This window comes from Streptomyces sp. MMG1533 (genome assembly GCF_001279775.1).
Classification (GTDB): Bacteria; Actinomycetota; Actinomycetes; order Streptomycetales; family Streptomycetaceae; genus Streptomyces.
The window spans coordinates 1-21520 of sequence record NZ_LGDG01000235.1; the positions used below are offsets into that span (position 1 = coordinate 1).

A 21520-nucleotide genomic window follows, 5' to 3' on the forward strand; every position below is an offset into this window, starting at 1 on the left:
AACACCGACCCGAAGCCCTACGTCTGGACGAAGACCGCAGACGAGATCCTCGAACGCCTCGCCAGTTATCTGAACAGAATTCCCGACTCAGAAGACTAGATGATCAGCGAGAGGAGGAGGACCACACCGCCCGCGACCACCGAGATGATCGTCTCCATGACGGACCAGGTCTTGAGGGTCTGGCCTACGCTCAGGCCGAAGTACTCCTTCACCAGCCAGAATCCGGCGTCGTTGACATGGCTGAAGAAGAGCGAACCGGCGCCGATGGCCAGGACGAGCAGGGCCGTGTGGGTCGTCGACATGTCGGCGGCGAGCGGGGCGACCAGGCCGGCCGCCGAGATCGTCGCCACGGTCGCCGAGCCGGTGGCGAGCCGGATCGCGACCGCGATCAGCCAGGCCAGCAGCAGCGCCGGGATCGACCAGTCCTTGGATATGTCCAGGATCATCTGGCCGACGCCGCAGTCGATCAGGGTCTGCTTGAAGCCGCCGCCCGCGCCGACGATCAGCAGGATGCCGGCGATGGGCGCGAGGCCCTTCTCGACGAGCTGGGAGACCCTCTCCTTGGCGAACCCGGCGGGTCGGAGCAGGGTGAAGATGCCCACCAGCACGGCGGCGAGCAGAGCGATCAGCGGGGAGCCGATGACGTCGAAGGTGCGCTGCACGGTGTGCGTCGGGTCGTCGATGACGATGTCGACCAGCGCCTTGGAGAGCATCAGGACGACCGGCAGGAGGATCGTGGCGAGGGTCGCGCCGAAGCCGGGAGTCCGCTCCAGCTGGTCGGAGGCGCGCTGCGGGACCATCCGGTCCGGGGCGGGGACGTCCACCCAACGGGCCGCGTACCGGGAGAACAGCGGACCGGCGACGATCACGGTGGGGATGGCGACCAGGACGCCGAGCGCCAGCGTGACGCCCAGGTTGGCCTTGACCGCGTCGATCGCGACCAGCGGGCCGGGGTGCGGCGGGACCAGGCCGTGCATCACGGACAGACCGGCGAGCGCCGGGATGCCGATGCGCATGAGCGAGTAGTTGCCGCGCTTGGCGACCATCAGCACGACCGGGATCAGCAGCACCACGCCGACCTCGAAGAACAGCGGCAGACCGATCACGGAGGCGATCAGCACCATCGCCCAGGGCATCGTGCGACCGTTCGCCTTCGCCAGGATCGTGTCGACGATCTGGTCGGCGCCTCCGGAGTCGGCGAGCATCTTGCCGAGGATCGCGCCCAGGGCGATCAGCACGCCCACGCCGGCCACCGTCGAGCCGAGCCCCGTGGTGAAGCTGGTGATCGCCTTGTCGAGCGGCGCCCCGGCGAACGCGCCGAGCGCCAGTGACCCGATGGTCAGCGACAGGAAGGCATGGAGCTTGAACTTGGTGATGAGCAGGACGATGACGGCTATGCCCGCCAGTACGGCGATGCCCAGCTGAGCGTGACCGGCCGATGTGATCGGCTCGGGTGCGTCCGCTGCCAGCATCTCGACACTGAGTCTGGTCACGGGGTTCCCTTGCAGGTACGGGGATGGGGAGGGGTGTTTCTCGGTACTGAGGGGTGTTGCTCGGTATTGCGGGGTGTTTCTCGGTGCTTCGAGGGACTGCCGGGGTACTTCGAGGGACTACCGGGGTGCGTCGGGCAGGACGCTCAGTGCCTCGGCGGCGCGCTCGGTGATCTCCTCCGGGCTGCCGGAGACGTCCACGGCGACTCCCGCCTCGTCCGCCTGGAGCGGCTGGAGCGTGGCGAACTGGGAGTCCAGCAGCGCGGTGGGCATGAAATGACCCTGCCGGTGCGCCATACGGTCCTCGATCAGCGCCCGGTCGCCCGCGAGGTGCACGAACACGACATCGGGAGCCACGGCCCTGAGCCGGTCGCGGTACGACCGCTTCAGCGCCGAACAGCTGACCACCCCACCGAGCCCGGCCCGCCCGTGCGCCCAGGCACCGATGGCGTCCAGCCACGGCCACCGGTCAGCGTCCTCGAGCGGGGTGCCGGCCGACATCTTGTCGATGTTGGCCTGCGGGTGGAAGTCGTCGCCCTCGGCGTACGGGACGCCCAGCCGGGCCGCGAGCAGGGGACCGATCGTGGTCTTGCCCGTGCCGGCGACGCCCATCACCACGACGACGTGAGGGGTACGCATCACTGCCTCGCTGTCTTCCTCGACATTCCGACGTCGACATCTGACGTCGGCCACACTGAAACGCATTAGGTACGACGAATTCAAGAGCCTGTGACAAATAAGTCTGACTTTTTGCTGGTGTGACGTGACCCGTACGCTGAGTGCATGAGCACATCGGGCCGGGGGCTGCACGGCCGAGTACTGGAGACCCTCGGTCCCGCCATCACCGCAGGCGAGTACCCGCCGGGCAGCGTCCTGCGCACCGACGAGCTGGCCCAGAGCTTCGACGTCTCACGCTCCGTGATGCGCGAGGCGGTCCGCGTCCTGGAGTCCATGCACCTCGTCGAGTCCCGCCGCCGAGTGGGCGTGACGGTGCTTCCCACGAACGAGTGGAACGTCTACGACCCCCAGGTCATCCGCTGGCGCCTGGCCGGCGCCGACCGCGCCCGGCAGCTGCGCTCCCTCACGGTCCTGCGCTCCGCGATCGAACCGGTCGCCGCGGGCCTCGCCGCCAAGTACGCCACCGCCGACCAGTGCGCCGAACTCACCGAGTGCGCCCTGGGCATGGTGGCCCACTCGCGCGGCCACCAGCTGGAGGGCTACCTCATCCACGACGTCGCCTTCCACCGCGTCATCCTCAACGCCTCCGGCAACGAGATGTTCGCCCGCCTCGGCGACGTCGTCGCCGAAGTCCTCGCCGGCCGCACCCACCACGAGGTCATGTTCGAGGACCCCGACCCGGCCGCCGTCACCCTCCACGTCCAGGTCGCCGAAGCGGTCCGGGCGGGCGACGCCACCCGCGCGGAGACACTGACCCGCGAGATCACCGTGGGCGCCCTCCAGGAGCTGGACATCCTCGCGCCGTAACCGGCTCAGTCGAGGAAGCTTCCGTCCACGTACACCCACGCACCGTCCACCCGCTCGAACCGGCTCCGCTCGTGCAGCGAACCGCCACGGAACGCGGCCCGGAAGGTCACCGTGCCGGTGGCGTGGAACGCCGACCCCTCGCTCGTGGCGAGGATCTCCAGCCCGGTCCAGCGCATGCCGGGGTCGAAGTCGACCCGGGGCGGCCGGGTCCGGGGGTGCCAGGTGCGCAGCAGGTATCCCTCGTCGCGCTTCACGAAAGCGCTGTAGCGCGAACGCATCAGCGATTCGGCGGTCGGTGCCGAGGCCTCACCCCGGTGGAATCGGCCACAGCACTGTTCGTACGTCTCCGCAAGACCGCAAGGGCACGAGGGCTTGTGAGCAGGGGCGGAAGGGCTCTGGGGCCGGAGATGCGAGGTACGTCGGGGCATGACCGCCATTCTGCTAGAACATCGCCTGTGGGAAACCTGTGAAGCGCCTGCTGGGACTCGCGCACATCGTGTGCGAGTCGTGCGCCACACCCTTCATCGAACCTCCCTGCGGCGTGGCGTGAAGACGACTTGTTGTCCAACTCTTCGCCCACCAACGTGGGTTGAGCACTTGAGCATCAGGAGTCACAAGCGTGTGCGCTTGACCCGGGCGGCCGTCCGTCCGGGGCACTGACGGGGGAAGCTGATGCGGTATCCGCGGACCGACGCGCCCTTGCGCGCCGGGGGCCTCCGCTTGCACCGTGACGAAACCTCTCCCTTCTGCCGTCTCTTGGTGCCTGTCGATCGGTGCCCGAGAAGGGATTGGAGGGGGAATGCCGACGAATGCAGTGAGCGCCGCCAGGCCGACGTATCCCGGCGTCTATGTCGAAGAGCTTCCCAGCAGCACCCGCACCATCTCCGCCGTGACCACGTCGGTGACCGCCTTCGTGGGACACACCCGGCGCGGTCCGCTGAACGAGCCGGTGCGCGTCACCGGCTTCACCGAGTTCGAGCGGCGCTTCGGCGGGCTCGGCTCGAAGAGTGCCCTCGCCTACGCGGTGCACCAGTTCTTCGGCAACGGCGGCACCGTCGCCGTGATCGTCCGGGTCGCCAAGGCCGGCAGCGGCAAGTCCGCCTGCGTCGTCCTGGAGTCCACCGAGGGCCACAGCGAGAGCCGCGTTCTCGAAGTCCACGCCAAGGAACCCGGCGGGTGGGGCAGCGGCCTGCGCGTCGCCGTCGACTACGACACCCCCGACCCCGACGAGACCTTCAACCTGCGGGTCTACGACGCCAAGGGCGACGCCCGCGAGAGCTTCACCGGGCTGTCCATGGACGCCTCGAACGGGCGGTACGCGCCGACCGTGATCAACGCGGGGTCGCGGCTCATCCGCGTCGAGGCCGTCGGCGAAGGGCGCCCCGACCCGTCCGGCACCGTCTCCAAGCCGTTCGGGCACGAACTGCCCGACCTGGCCGTCGACCTGACCGTCAAGATCGGCGACGTGGAGCGGGAGTTCACGCTCTACGACCCCGACTGCGACGGCGAAGCCCCGTGCAGCGTGGCCGAGTTGGCGCTGCTGCTCGAACGCAAGCTGCGGGCGCTGCCCGACGCGCCGGGCAAGCACGCCTTCGCGGGCGCCGAGGTCACCGCCTTCGGCCGGCGCATCCAGGTCGTCGCGGGCTCCACCGACCCCGACGACGTCGTCCGCTTCCTCGGCGAGTGCGCCAACGACCTGGGCCTGGAGGCCTCGGTCAACCCGCCGGTCTTCCCGCTGGAGGGCGGCGAGGACGGCGAGGCTCCCGGACCGCGCGACCTCATCGGCTCCGAGGCCGACAAGACCGGCATCCAGGCTTTGCGCGGCGTCGCCGACGTCAACCTGCTGGCGCTGCCCGAACTCGCGTCGTACGAGAAGACCGAGGACATGCTCACGGTCGTCTCGGCGGCCCAGCGGCTCTGCCAGGAGCGACGGATCTTCCTGCTGGTCGACGCGCCCAGCACCTGGGTGAGCGTCGACACCGCACGGGCCGGCCTCTCGGCCTTCGACGCCGTCCGCGGCAACCACGCCGGTCTGTACTTCCCGCACCTGCAGCTCACCGACCCGCTCACCGGCCGGCTGCGGTCCTTCCCGCCGTCCGGCGCGGTCGCGGGCGTCATCGCGCGCACCGACTCCGAGCGCGGCGTGTGGAAGGCGCCGGCCGGCACCGAGGCGCGGCTCGCGGGCGTGCACTCGCTCACCGTCGACCTGACCGACCGCGAGACCGGGCTGCTCAACCCGCTCGGCGTCAACTGCCTGCGGACGTTCCCGCTGACGGGCCCGCTGGTGTGGGGCGCGCGCACCCTTGAGGGGTCCGACGCGCTCGACAGCGAGTGGAAGTACGTGCCCGTGCGGCGGCTCGCACTGCACGTGGAGGAGAGCCTCCAGCGCGGCCTGCAGTGGGTCGTGTTCGAGCCCAACGACGAGAGCCTGTGGCAGCAGATCCGCCTCGGCGCCTCCTCGTACCTGCACACGCTCTTCCGCCAGGGCGCCTTCAAGGGCAGCACCCCGCGAGAGGCGTACTTCGTCAAGTGCGACCACGAGACCACGACCGACGAGGACGTCGCGAACGGTGTCGTCAACGTCCTGGTGGGGATCGCGCCGGTCCGGCCGGCCGAGTTCGTCGTCGTCAAGATCCAGCAGACGTCGGGGCAGTTCGCGCTCTAGCGCCCGCAGATTCATGGAGAGCTGAAGGAATCCGATGGCTGAGTTCACGGTCAACGCGCATCGATTCGACCCCTACAAGAACTTCAAGTTCCTGGTCCTGTGGGACGGTCGTACGGTCGCCGGCATCAGCAAGATCAGTCCGCTGAAGCGGACCACGGAGGTCGTCAAGCACCGCCACGGCGGCGACCCCTCCTCCCCGCGCAAGTCGCCGGGCCGCTCCGAGTTCGAGGGCATCACCCTGGAGCGCGGGGTCACCCACGACCCCGAGTTCGACCGCTGGGCCAACAAGGTCTGGCAGGTCGGCGCGGGGCTCGGCTCCGAGGTGTCCCTGGCCGACTTCCGCAAGGACATCGTGATCCAGGTCCTCAACGAGGCCGGGCAGGTGGCCGTCTCGCACAAGCTGTACCGGACCTGGCCCAGCGAGTACCAGGTGCTCGGCGAACTCGACGCCAACGCCAACGCGGTGGCGATCCAGTCGCTGAAGCTCGAGTGCGAGGGCTGGGAGCGGGACTACGAGGTGCCCGAACCGGAGGAGCCGTCGTTCCTCAACCCAGCCTGAGCCGACGGTAGTTGAGGGAGTCGGGGGGACGGTATGACGATCACCGGAGCGGCCGAACTGCTGGCCGCCTGGGAGGCGGGACTTGCCGAGGCGCCGGTCGGGCGCGCGCTGCTGCTGCACCGTGCGGCGCGGCCCGACGTCGATGCCGGGCGGCTGCCTTCGGTGCCCGTCGGCGAGCGCGAGGCGGACCTGTTCGCGCTGCGCCGGGCGCTGTTCGGCGAGCGGATGCAGGTGCGGCTGGAGTGCGCGGCGTGCGGCGCGGACATGGAGTTCGAGCTGGACGCCGGAGAGCTCGCCGGTTCGCTGGGCGGGCGTGGCGAGCGGGTCGTACCGGTTCAACAGGACGGCTGGGAGGTCGAGTTCCGGTTGCCCGGCGTCGCCGACCTGGCGGCGGCGGCCCGTGCGGCGGACCCGCGTACGGCGCTGCTCGCGCGGTGCCTGGTGTCGGCGGTGCACGACGGGACGGCGGTGCCGGTGGGCGGATCGGCGGCGGGGGAGTTGCCCGCGGCCGTGCAGCGCCGGATCGCCGAGGCGGTCGAGGCGGCTGATCCGGGCGCCGATCTGACGCTCAACGTGGCCTGCCCCGAGTGCGGGCAGGCCACCCGGGCCGAGCTCGACATCGCCTCCTACCTGTGGACCGAACTGGACGCCTGGGCGCGGGACGTGCTGCTCGACGTCCATCTGCTCGCCACCGCGTACGGGTGGAGCGAGCCGGAGATCCTCGCGCTCAGCCCGCTGCGACGCCGCTACTACCTGGAGCTGTGTGCGGATGTCTGACTCCTCTGCGGGGCGGTCGGGGCCCGACTTCCTCGACCGGCTGATCGCCCGGCACACCGCACCGGCCGCCACCCCGCGCCCGGGGCGGGTGCGGCCCCGGCTGCCCGGCCCCTTCGAACGGGTCGAGGCGGTACGGGCACAGGCGGCGACACCGGACGGGGACGGGCTGCTGTGGCCCTCCGCCACGCCGACGGTCGTACCGCCACCGGACTCGCCAAGGCCGGCCGCGACCGGCGAGGCCCGGGTGCACACGGAACGGGAGCGGACCGTCGTACGCACCGAACGGGCGCCCGCCGAACCGGACCCGCGCCCTGCCGCACAAGCCGCGCCCGAGGTCCCGCTGCTGCGGCCCGCCGCGCCACTCGCACCGCGGCAGATGCCCTCCGCCGCCGTGCGGCGTGCGGCGGGACCAGGGCGTCCCGACCGGGGCGCCGACCGGCCCGCGGCGTCCGTGCCCGCCCCCTCGGGTGCGCACGCCGCTTCCCCCGCCGTCGTGTCCGCGGCGCTGCGCCCCGGCGCCGCGGACACGACGGCAGCGCGGGACGCGGTACGGCAGGCCGCGGCCCGGCGACCCCCGCGGGCGGCCGAGCAGGTGGTGCAGGTGCAGATCGGGCGGTTGGAAGTGACGGCGGCCGAGGCGCCGCCCGGCGGCGCGCGGCAGCGGGCGCCGAAGGCGGGGCGTGCGGGAGCGACCGTGAGCCTCGCGGAGTACCTGGCACGGGGGCGCGAGTGAGCCGCACACAGGCAGCAGTGGGACGAACGGAACCGAGGAACTGACGTCATGAGCAACGCACTGGCCATCGCCCATGTCACCCAGGCCCTCGCCCTGCTGATCGAGAACAACGTGGGGCCGGAGTTCGGTGAAGCCGTCAAGGTCGAGCCGCGCAAACCGCCGGCCGATCCGCAGGCCGAGCCGACCATCTCCGTGTTCCTGTACCAGGTCACGCCCAACACCTCGCAGCGGAACAACGACCTGCCGACGCGGGCGTCCGACGGCACCCTGGTCAAGCGGCCCGCCGCGGCTCTCGACCTGCATTACCTCATCAGCGCGTACGGCGAGGAGACGGAGCTGGTCGGGCAGCGGCTGATCGGCTCCGTGGTGCGCACCCTGCACGAGACACCGATCCTGCCGAAGGACGTCGTCGAACAGGCCGGTGAGCGGCCCTACCTGGCCGGAAGCGACCTCGCCGAGGCGGCACAGCGCGTGCGGTTCACGCCGACGGTGATGGACATCGACGAGACGTCGAAGCTCTGGGGGATGCTCCACCAGACCCCGTACTCGCTGTCCGTGGTCTACCAGGCGGCCCTCGTCTTCATCGACGGCCGCGAGACGCCGGTGACGGCGAAGCCGGTGGAGCGGTCCGACGTACGGGTGCTGCCGTTCGGGGCGGAGGGGGCGCCGGTTCCCCCGGGGGCCGAGCGCAGAGGTGACGTGCCGTCAAGTAGTGGGCAGGCCGTGGAAGTTGTGAAGGCGAATCCCGAGGAATCCGGCCGGACGAGTGCCAAGCAGGCCGCGAAGACCCCTGCCAGGACCGCTGGCAAGGCTCCTGCCAAGGCTCCTGCGAAAGCCGCCGCCGAGACCGTTGCCAAGCCCGCCGCAACGACCGCTGCAACGCCCGCCGCCAAGGCCCCGGCGCGGGCCCGCAAGACCGCTCGGGCGGGCCGGTCGGCGCAGCAGGAACCCCCAAAGAGCGCGCGGCGCCCGGCCGACGACGAGAGCACGGAGAACTGAGCCGACATGGAGACGACGGGGGCAGGTGAGGACATGGGGACGAACGAGCCGAACGGCGACGGCGCGCGCGGCGGGCGCGGCGGGCGCCCGACGCTGACCGCGGAGATCCGGCGCGTCCTGTCCCGCGTCGACGCCCACGCGGCACGCGCCGGCGGGTCAGGGGGGTCCGGGCCGGTGGCGTCCGGGCCGGTGGCGTCCGGGGCAGGGCCGTCCGGGTCCGGGTCCGGTTCCGACCGCACCTCTGCCGCACCGACCGGTGAGTCTTCGGCGGCGCCCGACGACACCCCCGCACTCACCGCTCCCGGCACCGCCCCCCTCGACGCCCTCGTCGCCTGCTTCGGCCTCACCCCCTTCGAGCGGGACCTCGTACTCCTCGCCGCCGCCCACGAGCTGGAGCCCACCACGGCCGCCCGGTGCGCCGCCGCCTGCGGCGACCCCGAGCGGGCGCATCCCACCTTCTCGCTCGCCCTGGCCGCGCTCGCCGAGCCGCACTGGAGCGCGCTGACCCCGGTGGCGCCGCTGAGGCGCTGGCGGATCGTCGAGCCGGTCGACGAGTCACTGCTGACGGCGTCCAGGCTGCGGCTCGACGAGCGCATCCTGCACTTCCTGCTGGACTCGCCCTACCTGGACGCCCGGCTGCACGGCCAGCTGCGCCGCACCCCGGTGCCCCAGGCGCTGCCGCCGTCGTACGACCTCGCCGCGAGCCGCCTCGCCGAGGGCTGGACGACCGGGAGCGACGCGCCGCTGGTCGAGGTGACCGGCGGGGACCTGCGCAGCCGGGCCGACATCGCCGCGGCGGCGGCCGCCCGTTCCGGCGTCGGGCTCTACTCGATGAGCGCCGAGGACATCCCGGCCGACCCCGCCGAGCGCGACCGGCTGGCCCGGCTGTGGCAGCGCGAGGCGATCCTGCTGCCCGCCGCGCTGCTCGTCGAGGTGGGCGAGCTGGACCGGGACCAGCGGGCGGCGACCGAGGCGTTCCTGGCCGGGGCCGCCGTACCGGTGGTGGTGTCGAGCGAGGACCCGCTGCGTTCGGAGCGGCCGCTCGGCGCCCGGGTGACCGTGCCGCGCCTGGACGACGAGGAACAACTCGCCCTCTGGGGCGGCGCGTTCGAGGAGGTCGCCGACCTCGGCGAGGGCGAACTCCGGTCGCTGGTCGCGCAGTTCCAGCTGCCGCCGCACGTCGTGCGCTCCGCGGCCGCCGCCGTACGCCGTCGGCTCCCGCTCGAGGACGAGCTCGACGCCGCCGAACTCGCCTGGCGGGCCGGGCTGGAGGAGGCCCGCATCGGCATGGAGGAGCTGGGCCGCCGCATCGCACCGCAGGCCGGCTGGGACGACCTCGTCCTGCACGAGCGGCAGACGAGCGTGCTGCGCGAGATCGTCGCGCACGTCCGGCAGCGGGCGACCGTCCACCAGGAGTGGGGGTTCGCGGCCACCCTGCGCCGCGGTCTCGGCGTCACCGCGATGTTCGCGGGCGGCTCCGGCACCGGCAAGACGCTGGCCGCCGAGGTGATGGCGAAGGAGCTGGGCCTCGACCTGTTCGTGATCGACCTCTCGCAGGTCGTGAGCAAGTACATCGGCGAGACGGAGAAGAACCTCCGCCGGGTCTTCGACGCCGCCGAACGCGGCGGTGCGCTGCTCCTGTTCGACGAGGCCGACGCCCTCTTCGGCAAGCGCAGCGAGGTCAAGGACAGCCACGACCGGTACGCCAACCTCGAAGTCAGCTACCTGCTGATGCGGATGGAGGCCTACCGGGGCCTCGCCATTCTCACCACCAACATGAAGAAGGCCCTCGACACGGCCTTCCTGCGCCGTATCCGCTTCGTCGTCGACTTCCCCTTCCCGGCGGAACACGAACGCGCGGAGATCTGGCGCCGGGTGCTGCCGCCGCAGGCGCCGGTCAAGGACATCGACGCGGACCTCCTGGCCCGACTCACCGTCGCCGGCGGCTCGATCCGCAACATCGCGCTGTCCGGCGCGTTCCTGGCCGCCGAGGAGGGGGATCGCCTCCAGATGCGGCACATGCTCGCGGCGGCCCGCACGGAGTACCTGAAACTGGAGCGCTCCCTGACGCCGACGGAGGTCCGCGGATGGGTGTGAACAAGAACTCCGCGAACAAGAACTCCGCGAACGGGAACTCTCCGAACGGCAACTCCGCGCGCAGGAACTCCCGGACCGGGGACCCCCGTGAGATCAGGGTGGAGATCGGTGAACTCGCCCTCCACGGCTTCCGCGTGGATCCGGAGCGGGTGTCGGACGCTTTCGAGCAGGAGCTGACCCGGCTGATCCGCGTCCACGGCGTGCCGGTGGCGGCCCACGGTGCCCTGACCGCCGACACACTGGCCGGCCTGCCTCCGCTGCCGGCCGGCCTGTCCGCCCGTCGCCTCGGCCAGGAACTGGCGCGGGCCGTGCACGAGGGCCTCAGCGGCCACGGGGAGGTGACCCGGTGAACCCCCAGTCCCAGGACGCCCGTTCCGAGCAGACGGCCGAAGAGCGCCGACGCAAGCGCAAGGAACGCACCGCCAAGTCCCGTACGCCGGAGCCCAAGGACATCGTCAGCGGCGCCGGACAGCCTCTCGACCCGGGTGTACGACGGGACTTGGAGGATCGCCTCGGCCACGACCTGAGCCGAGTACGTCTGCACACGGGCCGCGATGCCGGACACCTGACGGACCTGCTCGGCGCGGACGCGGTCGCGGTCGGCCAGGACGTCTTCTTCGCCGAGGGCACCTTCAAGCCCGGCACCGACGAGGGCCGCCGCCTCCTCGCCCACGAACTCCTGCACACCGTCCAGAACCCGCACGGTCTCGGCACGCTGCGCGTCGGCCGCGAACTGGGCGCGGTGAGCCTGCCGCAGCAGGCGATCGAGCGCGAGGCGGAGTCGGCGGCGCAGGACCTCGTACGCGGTGAGGCCGAAGCCCGGCCCGCGACCGCGGACGTGGAGCAGGGGCAGGCGACGCCCGGCTGGCTGCGGTACGCGACCGTCGACGCCGACCGTCGACGCATGGAGCAACTGGATCCCGCGACGGTTGTCGACCGTCTCACCAACGGTGTGCTGCGCTCTCTGCGCGGCGACCCCGAGGACCGGTCGGGGCGGGTGCGGCTGCAACTGGCGCGGATGGCGCCGCAGGTGCAGGACATCGTCCTGGAGCGGCTGGAACAGCGGCTGCCCACGCCCGTCCTCGACCACCTGCTGGAGGTCGTGCAGGAGACGGAGGAGGCCGGCCCGCTGCCGTGGGAGGCCGCGGCGGCGCCGCCGGCCGTGCCCGGCGCGGGGGAGGAGGTCGAGGAGGAGCGTCGGCGGGCCTCGGCCGAGGAGCAGCAGGAGGCGGGGGAGCGTACGGATGCCCCCCGGGACGGGGATGGCGGGCGGGAGGCCGACGGGCGGACCGGGCCCGGCGGCCGACGGGACGAAGAGACCGAGGGCGCCGAGGGCGCCGGGGATTCCAAGGACGCCGAGGACGCCGCGGGCCAGGAGAACGCCCCCGGCGAGAAGGGCGCTGCCCGGGAACGCGAGGCCTCGGCAGGGCAGCAGCAGGAACGGTCCCAGGAGCGGCAGGAGGACCGGAACGCCTCCGGCCAGGACGCGCAGAAGGACGCGGCGGACGAGCGCGAGGGCGCGGCGGACGCCGAGACGGAACAGAAGGAACAGGACCGGAGCGACGAGCGGAAGGCCCAGGAGGAGACGGAGGGCGCGCAGGACGAGGCCACGCCTGAACCGGAGAAGCAGGCCGGCGAGCAGGAGCCGCGGCAGTCCGAGGGCACGGGCGGCAGCGAGGTCGCCTCCCGCCAGGCCACCGCCCCCGGGGCCGTGGACCGGAGCGGGGCCGAGCCCGGTGAGCGGACCAGGACGGGTGGGGATGCCGCTCCCGCCCGTGCCGCGGGCGACCCGTCGAATGAGGAGGATGCCGGCGACGAGCCGTTGGGGCTGGAATCGGTGGCGGAGGACGACGCCGAGGCACCGGACGCGGAGCCCGACGAGCAGGACGGCACAGGCGCGGTGCCCGACATCGACCTGGTCGGCGCCACTCCGGCCGCGAAGAACCCGACGCTCGTCGAGCAGCGCAAGAAGGATCCCGCGCGTCCGATGAGCCCGAGGTCCGTAGACGGCTCGGCCATACCGAGCGGCCCGGAACAGGGCGAGAGGGCGTCCGACACCTCCCGGGGCGCCGACTCGAACGCCGCGGAGAACGATTCCGAGGACCAGGACCCCTTCGCGGCGCTGTCCGCCGAGCAGGACTCCGGGGCCGGCGAAGAGAGCGGTGCCGGCTCGGAATTGCGGGCGGGCGGCGAGGCCACCACGGCGCCACTGGCTGAGTCCGCCGACCGTGACTGGGACCGGAAGCACACGGAGGCCCGCCGGGAGGACGCCGACGCCCGTCGCCGCGACGAGGAGGCCCCGACCGCCGACGGTGCGCCCGGCGGTACGGCGGCCCCCGGCCCGGGCCCCGGAGAAACGGCAGCGCCCGGACAGTTGGACAAGGCGGGCGAGGACGCCCGTAAGCAGGAGACCGGGACTTCCTCTTCCGTGTCCGCCGCGTCGGCGACGGACGGCCGAAGGGGCGGAACCGAGGAGCAGGGCGGCGGGCGCGGCACCGATACCGCCGGTTCGGCGCAGCAGAAGCAGAGCAAGCAGACCGGCGCGGGCCCGCAGGAGAGCACCGGGCGCGGCGGCGACGCCTCCGGGCAGGGCGACTCGGCCCCCGAGCCCGCTCCCGAGACCGGAGCGCCGGATGTCACCGAGGGCCGTGGCCCCGCGACCTCGGCGGGACCGGAGAGTGGCCCGGACCGGGTCTCGACCCCGGGTCCGGCCGCCGCGCCCAAGCTCGCCCCCGGCAACGGCCCTTCCCCGCAGTCCGCCGGACCCGAGGCGGCGACCAACGCGCCCAAGGCCGCCGGTGCTCCCGCAGCCGGCGCCTCGACCGGCTCGCGCGCCCGGCCCACGGGCAGCAGGCGGCAGGCGGCACGCAAGGTGGCGAAGAGCGTCCGCCGCGGTGGCGGAGGCGGCGGCGGTACGGCGTCCGCACCCGCACCCGTACGGTCGGGCGGCCAAAGTGGCGGCCGTCCCGCCCCGGCCGCAGGCGCCAAGCCCAAGAAGGAGGCACCCGCCCCGGACGTCTCCAACGCCACGCCCGAGTCGGGTCTGGCGACGGCGGGATCGCTCAAGCCGCACCAGGCGTTGGAGACGCTGAGGGGCGTCGACGGCGCGGTGGGCCGTTCGGTCGAGAAGGAGCGCTCGACGCTGCGCAAGGCGCCGCCGACCACGCAGCGCCCGTCAGGTTCGCCGCGCACGGTCCCCGGCGGCCCGACGCCCGCGGCCCCCGGCACGTACACCAACGCGAAGGTGGCCCGCACCGAGGCGGCCGCCGGCAAGACCCCCGAGATCACCGGCGACCAGAAGCCGGAAGGCGAGGTGCCGGGCGCGAACGTGCCGGAGCCGAGCTGGTGGGACATCGCCGTCACCATCGGCGCCCAGCTGTTCGGCAAGCTCCTCAAGGAGATCCTCCCGCTCGACGACCTGATCGACTCCATCCTCGGGCTGCCCACCCAGGACGAGGGACTACAGAAGGCCAAGGTGGGCGACGCCCCGCGCCTGCCCCTGGAGAACGACTCCGACCCACAGCGCACCGACGAGCAGAGCGGCAAGCTCGACGAGCGCAAGAGGGAACTCCACCAGGCCGGGCGTGACGACGCGGCCCGCCCCATGGGCGAGGACCAGCTCTACCCGGACGTCCCCAAGGAGACCCTGACCGGCAAGGTGACCGCCGGGAAGAAGGGCGCGAAGGCGAGCGGCCCCCGGTCGGTCTCCGGCGGCGTGCCCATCGAGTCCGCCTCCGCAGTCGCCGAACACGACCGCGGCCCGCAGATCCAGGCAGGCTTCGCCGAGGGCCGCCAGAAGATGGGCCAGGAGCGCCAGGCCAAGGACAAGAAGGCCACGGACGACCGCAAGCAGCATGACGAGGACCTCAAGCGCGAGGTCGACGCCAGCGGCAAGAAGCAGGCCGACGCCCGCGACAAGGGCCGCTCCGACATCTCCGACTCCCGCGACAAGTGGCGCAAGGAGCAGGACGACAAGGTCGGAGAGATCGACGACAAGAAGGGCAAGAAGTACGACACGGTCCGCAAGGACATCAAGAAGAAGGAAGAGGACACCGACAAGGACGTCGACAAGCGCACCGAGGACGACAACAAGAAGATCGAGACGGAGCAGACCAACGCCGAGCAGGAGGCGGAGAAGAAGCAGAACGAGGGCAAGGACGACGCCGACAACTGGCTCGAAGAGGCCATCGAGAAACTGAAGGAGTTCTTCGAGACCCTCAAGAACGCCATCAAGAGCGTCTTCGAGAAGGCCCGTCAGATCGTCACGGACCTCATCGACAAGTTCAAGCAGCAGGTCTTCAAGCTCATCGACGACGCCCGCAACTGGGTCATCGACCAGATCAACACCTTCGCCGACGCCCTGATCGCCCTCGGCGACGAACTCCTCGCCGACTACCCGGCGATGCGCGACAAGTGGCGCAACACCATCGACGGCGCGCGCGACTGGGCCGTGCAGAAGGTCAACGAGTTCGCCGACGCCCTCAAGGAGGTCGCCGGGAAGCTGCTCGACGGCCTGTGCGGAGCGCTGCTCGCCGGCCTCGACATGCTGGAGACCGGACTGCTGGCGGCCGTCGACGTCGCCGAGTCCGTCACTGTCGGCGCCCTGGAGTTCGGGGCCGCCGTCGTGGCCGGCCTCGGCGAGTGGGCGGCCATCTTCAACGACATCGTGTCCGACCCCGGCGACTGGATCAGCAAGGCCGGTGCCGCGGCCGAGACCGGGGCCAAGGAACACCTGTTCAACGAGATCAAGACCGCCGTCAAGGCCTGGTTCAACCAGAAGGTCCAGGAGATCATCGGCGTCCCGATGGAGGACTTCCAGGAGCTGATCTCCGGCGGCGTCACCGTGGAGCAGATGGCACAGATGGCCTGGGACGAGGCGCTGCCTCAACTCCCGGTCATCATCGGCGTGATGGTCGTCGAGAAGGTCGTCGCCAAGCTCATTCCCGGCGCCGGCTGGGTGATGGCGGTCATCGACGCCCTGCAGACGGCGTGGGGGGCACTCAGTGAAATCCTCGCCGCCTTCGGCCTGTTCATGGACTTCCTGAAGTCGGTCAAGAGCGGCAACGGCGCGCTCCCCTTCGCGAAGGCGGTGGCGGCCGGTGTCGTGGCCCTGCTGGAGCTCGTCTACACCTTCCTGATCGAGGGCGTCAGCAGGTTCATGGGCAAGGTCGCCGAACGGCTCGGCGACATGCTGAAGAACCTCCGCACCAAGAAGAACAGGCCCGGGCAGCCGGACACCCCCGACCAGCCGTCGACACCGAACAAACCGAAGGACGAAAAGCCGAAGGACGACAAGGGGAACGAGGAGAAGCCCAAGGACGACGACCCCGCGGCCACGGACAAGCGGGCCGACCGCCCGGCCCCACGCAAGCCGTCCCCGAACAAGACCTCACGCCCCCGGTCCACGCCCCGCCCCGGCAAGCGCTCCTCCCCGGAGAAGAAGCAGCGCCCCTCGCACACCACCCGTCCCAAGAAGCGCCGCGACGACGACGAACGCCGCGAGGACGGCCGGGAGGTCAACGCGGCCAGGAAGCGGATGCGGGACGCGGAGCGCACGACGCACGACAAGGACCGGGACGGCCGCACGGACACCACACGTCGTGGCCCCGCCCGGGACACCCTGCGCCCCGACCGGCGCCGCCCGGACCGTAGGGACGACCGCGACCGTGACCACGATCCCAAGGACAGGCGTCCGGGCCGCCGACGTACGGACGACCGTCGGCGGGACGACGACCGCCGCTGGGACAACGACCGCAAGGACGACCGGCGTCACGACACCGACAAGGACCGCCGTCCCGGGGACCGTCCCCGCCGCCGTCCGCTCAAGCGCGCCCGCCAAACCGTCAAGTCGGCCGTCAACAGGGCCCGTCGTGCCGCCGGCAGGCTCTTCGGAAAGGCCCGCCGCGGGATCGGCAGCCGCCTGAACGACCGGCTGCGTCGTCTGCGGGACCAGTGGCGGCGCCGGCAGGAGCGGTCGCGAGACCGGGACCGGGACCGGAGCCGGACACGAGACCGGGACAGGCAGCGGGAGCAGGAGGGCAGGAGGGACTACGACCTGCCCCACGTGAGATTCAGGACCACGGACGGCGACCCGCACACGCTCCTCTTCAAGGGCAAGGGAAAGAGCGCCGACCTCGCGACGCGCAGCAGGTTGCAGGACATTCAGGGGTACTTCGACGGCTGGCGCAAGGAGATCGCCGAACTGAAGGACTCGGCCCCGGCGCTCTGGGCCAGGCAGGACCAGGCTCTCAAGGCCTCGAAGGATCAGCACACCGTGGTCGAGAGCGGGCAGGACGCTCTGCCTCCGAGCCGCAGCTCCTACGGCATCAGCAGCAAGCCTTTGGGGGACCGGGCCTTCCAGCTCCAACTGGAGAATCTCAAGGCACAGATGGAGTATCTGGCCGAGCTTCTCGAGCAGCGACAGTCGGCCGAGGGGGAGCCGCCGTTGCCGCCCACTGTTCTGCCACCCTTCGCGGACGGTCCTCTCGCCTACAGCTTCAAGGCGTCGTACATCAAGGACTCGACGCCCGCCGGAACAGAGGCCGAGAACCGGACCGGTGCCCTTCCCGAAGGATGGAACGCCGTGCCGACCGCGAACGACGAGCGGAAGAACAACTGGGTGCGTATGCATATGCTCCCGGCCCGGCTCGGCGGTCACGCCTCCACGTCCAACCTCGTCCCCGCACGCAAGATCAACAACAATGACGCGGCCAACGTGGTGGAACATCCGGCCGCGCGTTCTCTGGGGCACGTGATCAAGGGGGTCGGCCCCACGAGAGAAAAGGAGAGGATGATTTGGTACGACGTGGATATCTCGTACTGGCCGACTCATGCAGGATTCCCCAAAAACGTGAACGTGACCTGGGGTGGTTACCGGGTCGAGAATCACCAGTGGATTCGGGAGAGGAACTCCAAGGGTAGCTGGCCAGGGAAGTTCGATCCGCCAGGCAAGCCCTCCACGATCAATGTCAACACGGCGGCCGCCCCCACCATCAGGGCGGCAACGGGTATCAGTCCACACTTCGCGGAAGCCATCGTGAAGATTCGGGACACAGGAGTCGTCTTCAATAGGTTCTCGGAGCTCAGGCGCGCTCTGCAGGCGAGGCTGGACCTCGGTGGAGCGGGTGGGGTGGCCTCCGGGAGTGTCAATGAGAACCGCACAGCGGCCATCAAGCAACTCAAGGATGCCGAGCACATGCTGCGGTACACGGACTGAACCGGCCCTGCTTGACGCACGTCTTGGAAATCGAGGAGAAATGACAGATCTGACGCCCTACGAACACAGTTGGGTCGGCCTGCTCGGCGAGTTGCGAGCCTGTGCCGCGCTTCAGGTGTCCCGGGCCGAGCAGGGGCCTGTGAGTCAGGTTTTCGGAGACGCTGCGACAGAGTTCGCCAATTTGGAGGAATTCGAGGGAATCTCGCTGGATCCGGCCCTGCAGGGGTGTTACTTCCGGTTCATCTCGATGGCCGCCGCCTGGGAGGTCGCCGAATCGGAGTCCCCCATCGCCGGTGAATTCGACGTCGCGCACATCTCCGACGTGCTGAGCGGGAATCCCCCCGAACTGGGCTGGCCGAATCCCACCCCTGCCGAACGTGAACTGCTTTCCCAGTTGCGGGGTTTTGACGGAACCACGATGACCGGAGTCGGCCACCTCACCGCGCTGAGAGTCCAACCCGGTGTCGGGAACCCCGAGTTGTGGTTCGACACCGGCCCACTCGGTGTGCACCGGATGGACATCGACTACTGCGCGTATCTGGATGCCCTGCGCGTGACGAAGGGAACCTTCGGCTGGCAGTACCTCTTCACGGAGGTCTCCTTGGCCCGGGAGGACCACGAGAGCACCGCGCAGAGGCTGACGGGAATGCTCGATCTCTTCCCCCGTCTCTTTCCCGCACACGACTACTCGGACCTGCGGGCCCGTCTGGAGGCCCGCCTGTGACCCGCTACGCCGACATCCCCAAACCCATCCGCTCCGGAATAGTCGTGGTCAACCCCGACACCGGCACCCCCCAGCGGATCATCGTCCTGCAGTTCAACCCGGACACCCTGGAACGCAGCGTGAGCCCCCAGTCCGCCGGCGACAGCGGCGACTCCGGAGGCGGCGGCACCGGCAGTGGCGACAGGAACGAAGCGCTCCGCCTCAAGGGCCCCGCCCAGGAGACCTGGAAGTTCACCGCCGAGATCGACGCCACCGACCAGTTCGAGATCGCGGCGCCCGACGGGATCCACCCGCAGCTCGCGACCCTCGAAATGCTCGTGCAGCCGACGACCGCCCAACTGCGCGCAGCGACCCGGCTGTCGCAGAAGGGCGCCATCGAGATCAGCCCGATCGAGATGCCGTTGACGCTGTTCACCTGGGGCAGCAAGCGGGTCATGCCAGTCCGGCTGACCGAACTGTCCGTCAACGAGTCGGCGTTCGACGTGAACCTCAACCCGATCCGGGCATCCCTCAGCATCGGCATGAAGATCCTGACCGTCAGCGACCTGCCCGCCGGACACCGCGGCGCCGACCTCTACATGGCGCACCTCGCGCAGAAGGAACGGCTCGCCGCGGCGGCCCGGGGCGGCAGCCTCGGCTCGCTCGGGCTCGCCGGAACGAACGCCGTGATCGGAAGGGGCTGAGCAGCACACCATGGCCGACATCGAGCCCTACGAGAGCGCCCTCGACGCGATACCGGGCGCCCACCCCTACCCGCGCACCAGCCGCTACCACGACGCCGAGATCGGCATCCACCGGCAGCCCGACGGGACCGAGGTCCGGTACACCAAGCGGCGGTTGCTGCCCCCGCTCGACCAGCTCGACGACGAGACCCAGCCGCACACCGTCGGCGCCGGCGAGCGCCCCGACCTGCTCGCCCAGCGCTACTTCGGCGACCCCGGCCAGTGGTGGCAGATCGCCGACGCCAACCCCGTACTCGATCCACGGGAGTTGACGGACGAGGCCGGGCGCGTCATCGACATCCCGCTCGCCGGTGGCTTCCCCGGCGGCAGGGGAGACCGGCGTGTTTGATCTGCCAGTCGGGCAAGGCCCCGTCCACATCACGCTCCTCATGGGGCCCAAGCTCGCCCGGCCGGTCCCGGCCGAGGTCACCGAGGCATTGCTGTCCGCCCAGATCACCGCCACGGCGGGGGAGCGGAGCGGTTTCCAGCTCGCCTTCGACCTCACCAAGAACGGGCTCATCAGCCGGCGGCTGCTGCCCGAGGGGTTCTTCGATCCCAAGACCCGGATCATCGTCACCGTCGCGGTCAAGGGCACCCCCGACGTGCTCTTCGACGGCCTGATCGTGCGGCACGAGGTCGGCGCCAGCAACCAGCCCGGCCACTCCACCCTCACCGTCACCGGCGAGGACCTCACCCTCCTCATGGACCTGGAGGAGCGCACCGCCCGGTACCCGAACCTCCCGCCCTCCGAGCGCGTCCTCGACATCCTGCGCCGGTACTCCGACTACGGCATCCGGCCCGACGTCTACACCGAGAAGATCACCCAGCCCCCGCACCAGGACCTCCGCGTGCACTACCAGACGGGCACCGACCTCCAGTACGTCACCGAGCTCGCCCGCGCCAACGGCTACACCTTCTACCTGGAGCCCGGTCCGGGGCCCGGCCGGTCCTCCGCCCGTTGGGGCCCGGAGGTCCGCCTCGGCATCCGCCAGCACGCCCTCAACGTCAACATGGACGCCAACTCGACCGTGGACCAGCTGACGTTCGCCTACGACGGGACCGCGCGGGAAGAGCCGCAGGCCCGTTGGCAGGACCCGGGAACCCGGCAGTCCACCCTCCTTCCGCAACCGCCGATCAGCCCCCTGCGCCCGCCCCTGGGCAGACGGCCCACCCCGGCCCTCAAACGCAGGACCCTGTCCGGCACCGCCAAGCAACAGCGCGAACAGGCCGAGGCCGAGCTTCTCGCCCGCGCCGCGGTCTCCGCCGACGTCGTCTCCGGCTCCGGCTCGCTCGACGTCAACCGGCACGGCTACATCCTGCAGCCGCGCCAGCTCGTCGGCGTACGCGGCTCGGGACGGGCGTACGACGGCGACTACTACGTCAAGTCCGTCACGCACAACCTGCGCCCGGGCTCGTACCAGCAGAACTTCACCCTCTCACGAGAGGGCCTCGAAGCCCGCAGCGACTACGTACGGCCGTAGCACCAACTCACCCATCAACAGGAGCAGTTCAGCATGGCGGCACCCAGCAATCGCTACCTCGGCAAGTTCCGCGGCCGGGTCGTGAACAACGACGACCCGCTGCGCATCGGCCGTGTCACCGTCGAGGTCCCGGACGTCCTCGGCGACGAGCCGTCGACGTGGGCGCTGCCCTGCCTGCCGTTCACCGGGCCCGAGTCGGGACAGTTCGTGGTGCCGCCGCCCGGCGCGGGCGTCTGGGTGGAGTTCGAGCAGGGGGATCCCAGCTTCCCGGTGTGGACGGGGTGCTGGTACGGCGCCGCCGAGGAGCTGCCGCCCGACGCGCGTCGCGAACTGCAGGCGAACTCGCCGAACAAGCCGGTCGTCGTGCAGACACCGCAGGCCCACAAGATCGTCATGAACGACACCGCCGGTGCCGAACAGGGAATCCTGCTCCAGGCCCAGGGCGGCGCCTACATCCGCATCACCAAGGAAGCCGTGGTCATCGCGACCGGCGCGGGCGCCGAGATCGTCCTGCGTGGCAGGGAAGTGACCATCAACGAGGGCCAGTTGACCGTGCTCTCGAAGCGATAGAA

17 protein-coding genes are annotated in these 21520 nt (G+C 70.9%); 14 read left to right on the forward strand and 3 right to left on the reverse strand.

Going from position 1 to position 21520, the window contains the following annotated elements:
• Positions 1-95: 95 nt before the first annotated feature.
• Positions 96-1493: a GntP family permease gene (locus ADK57_RS30060; protein ID WP_053752761.1), complete on the reverse strand. Its 1398-nt coding sequence runs from the start codon at positions 1491-1493 to the stop codon at positions 96-98.
• Between the two features lie 117 nt (positions 1494-1610).
• The gene (locus ADK57_RS30065) at positions 1611-2129 is read right to left on the reverse strand and encodes a gluconokinase (protein ID WP_199830717.1); all 519 of its coding nucleotides are present in this window, start codon (positions 2127-2129) and stop codon (positions 1611-1613) included.
• Positions 2130-2273: 144 nt separating this feature from the next.
• Between ADK57_RS30065 and ADK57_RS30070 the strand changes: the two genes are divergently transcribed.
• Positions 2274-2975 carry a FadR/GntR family transcriptional regulator gene (locus ADK57_RS30070; RefSeq protein ID WP_053752763.1) on the forward strand — a complete coding sequence of 234 codons (702 nt, stop codon included), beginning with the start codon at positions 2274-2276 and terminating at the stop codon, positions 2973-2975.
• Between the two features lie 5 nt (positions 2976-2980).
• Here the strand turns inward: ADK57_RS30070 and ADK57_RS47975 are convergent, their stop codons facing one another.
• A complete protein-coding gene (locus ADK57_RS47975; protein ID WP_078973426.1) occupies positions 2981-3403 on the reverse strand; it encodes a YchJ family protein in 423 nt (140 codons plus the stop codon).
• Positions 3404-3774: 371 nt separating this feature from the next.
• Between ADK57_RS47975 and ADK57_RS30080 the strand changes: the two genes are divergently transcribed.
• From ADK57_RS30080 to ADK57_RS30140, 13 genes are read left to right on the forward strand one after another with little or no spacing between them, the layout of a single operon-like run.
• A complete protein-coding gene (locus ADK57_RS30080) occupies positions 3775-5640 on the forward strand; it encodes a phage tail sheath subtilisin-like domain-containing protein (protein WP_053752765.1) in 1866 nt (621 codons plus the stop codon).
• A 34-nt stretch (positions 5641-5674) separates the two neighbouring features.
• A complete protein-coding gene (locus ADK57_RS30085) occupies positions 5675-6199 on the forward strand; it encodes a phage tail protein (RefSeq protein ID WP_004003113.1) in 525 nt (174 codons plus the stop codon).
• Between the two features lie 33 nt (positions 6200-6232).
• Complete coding sequence (locus ADK57_RS30090; protein WP_053752766.1) at positions 6233-6976, forward strand: hypothetical protein; 744 nt, start codon at positions 6233-6235, stop codon at positions 6974-6976.
• Positions 6969-7709 carry a hypothetical protein gene (locus tag ADK57_RS30095; RefSeq protein ID WP_053752767.1) on the forward strand — a complete coding sequence of 247 codons (741 nt, stop codon included), beginning with the start codon at positions 6969-6971 and terminating at the stop codon, positions 7707-7709. Before ADK57_RS30090 ends, ADK57_RS30095 begins: the two co-directional genes overlap by 8 nt.
• A gap of 48 nt (positions 7710-7757) precedes the next feature.
• On the forward strand, positions 7758-8708 hold the full coding sequence (locus ADK57_RS30100) for a DUF4255 domain-containing protein (RefSeq protein WP_053752768.1): 951 nt from the start codon (positions 7758-7760) through the stop codon (positions 8706-8708).
• A gap of 33 nt (positions 8709-8741) precedes the next feature.
• On the forward strand, positions 8742-10805 hold the full coding sequence (locus ADK57_RS30105) for an ATP-binding protein (RefSeq protein ID WP_053752809.1): 2064 nt from the start codon (positions 8742-8744) through the stop codon (positions 10803-10805).
• Positions 10796-11155: a hypothetical protein gene (locus tag ADK57_RS30110; protein ID WP_234390462.1), complete on the forward strand. Its 360-nt coding sequence runs from the start codon at positions 10796-10798 to the stop codon at positions 11153-11155. Before ADK57_RS30105 ends, ADK57_RS30110 begins: the two co-directional genes overlap by 10 nt.
• Positions 11152-18021 carry an eCIS core domain-containing protein gene (locus tag ADK57_RS30115; protein WP_053752769.1) on the forward strand — a complete coding sequence of 2290 codons (6870 nt, stop codon included), beginning with the start codon at positions 11152-11154 and terminating at the stop codon, positions 18019-18021. The genes ADK57_RS30110 and ADK57_RS30115 overlap by 4 nt, the downstream gene beginning before the upstream one ends.
• 40 nt (positions 18022-18061) lie before the next feature.
• Positions 18062-18745, forward strand: a complete 684-nt coding sequence (locus ADK57_RS30120) for a hypothetical protein (protein ID WP_053752770.1) — start codon at positions 18062-18064, stop codon at positions 18743-18745.
• Positions 18742-19428 (forward strand): hypothetical protein, encoded by a 687-nt coding sequence (locus ADK57_RS30125; RefSeq protein ID WP_053752771.1) that lies wholly within the window; start codon positions 18742-18744, stop codon positions 19426-19428. Before ADK57_RS30120 ends, ADK57_RS30125 begins: the two co-directional genes overlap by 4 nt.
• 10 nt (positions 19429-19438) lie before the next feature.
• Positions 19439-19816: a hypothetical protein gene (locus ADK57_RS30130; RefSeq protein WP_053752772.1), complete on the forward strand. Its 378-nt coding sequence runs from the start codon at positions 19439-19441 to the stop codon at positions 19814-19816.
• Entirely contained in the window at positions 19809-20948 is a 1140-nt protein-coding gene (locus tag ADK57_RS30135; RefSeq protein WP_053752773.1) for a hypothetical protein, read from the forward strand. The genes ADK57_RS30130 and ADK57_RS30135 overlap by 8 nt, the downstream gene beginning before the upstream one ends.
• Positions 20949-20981: 33 nt before the next feature.
• Complete coding sequence (locus ADK57_RS30140; RefSeq protein WP_053752774.1) at positions 20982-21518, forward strand: phage baseplate assembly protein V; 537 nt, start codon at positions 20982-20984, stop codon at positions 21516-21518.
• Positions 21519-21520: the final 2 nt, after the last annotated feature.

Excerpts from the sequence above, each read along its gene's own strand:
- ADK57_RS30065 (WP_199830717.1), bottom strand. The coding sequence starts at position 2,129 with ATGCGTACCCCTCACGTCGTCGTGGTGATGGGCGTCGCCGGCACGGGC.
- ADK57_RS30070 (WP_053752763.1), top strand. The coding sequence starts at position 2,274 with ATGAGCACATCGGGCCGGGGGCTGCACGGCCGAGTACTGGAGACCCTC.
- ADK57_RS47975 (WP_078973426.1), bottom strand. The coding sequence starts at position 3,403 with ATGCCCCGACGTACCTCGCATCTCCGGCCCCAGAGCCCTTCCGCCCCT.
- ADK57_RS30080 (WP_053752765.1), top strand. The coding sequence starts at position 3,775 with ATGCCGACGAATGCAGTGAGCGCCGCCAGGCCGACGTATCCCGGCGTC.
- ADK57_RS30085 (WP_004003113.1), top strand. The coding sequence starts at position 5,675 with ATGGCTGAGTTCACGGTCAACGCGCATCGATTCGACCCCTACAAGAAC.
- ADK57_RS30090 (WP_053752766.1), top strand. The coding sequence starts at position 6,233 with ATGACGATCACCGGAGCGGCCGAACTGCTGGCCGCCTGGGAGGCGGGA.
- ADK57_RS30095 (WP_053752767.1), top strand. The coding sequence starts at position 6,969 with ATGTCTGACTCCTCTGCGGGGCGGTCGGGGCCCGACTTCCTCGACCGG.
- ADK57_RS30100 (WP_053752768.1), top strand. The coding sequence starts at position 7,758 with ATGAGCAACGCACTGGCCATCGCCCATGTCACCCAGGCCCTCGCCCTG.
- ADK57_RS30105 (WP_053752809.1), top strand. The coding sequence starts at position 8,742 with ATGGGGACGAACGAGCCGAACGGCGACGGCGCGCGCGGCGGGCGCGGC.
- ADK57_RS30110 (WP_234390462.1), top strand. The coding sequence starts at position 10,796 with ATGGGTGTGAACAAGAACTCCGCGAACAAGAACTCCGCGAACGGGAAC.
- ADK57_RS30120 (WP_053752770.1), top strand. The coding sequence starts at position 18,062 with ATGACAGATCTGACGCCCTACGAACACAGTTGGGTCGGCCTGCTCGGC.
- ADK57_RS30130 (WP_053752772.1), top strand. The coding sequence starts at position 19,439 with ATGGCCGACATCGAGCCCTACGAGAGCGCCCTCGACGCGATACCGGGC.
- ADK57_RS30140 (WP_053752774.1), top strand. The coding sequence starts at position 20,982 with ATGGCGGCACCCAGCAATCGCTACCTCGGCAAGTTCCGCGGCCGGGTC.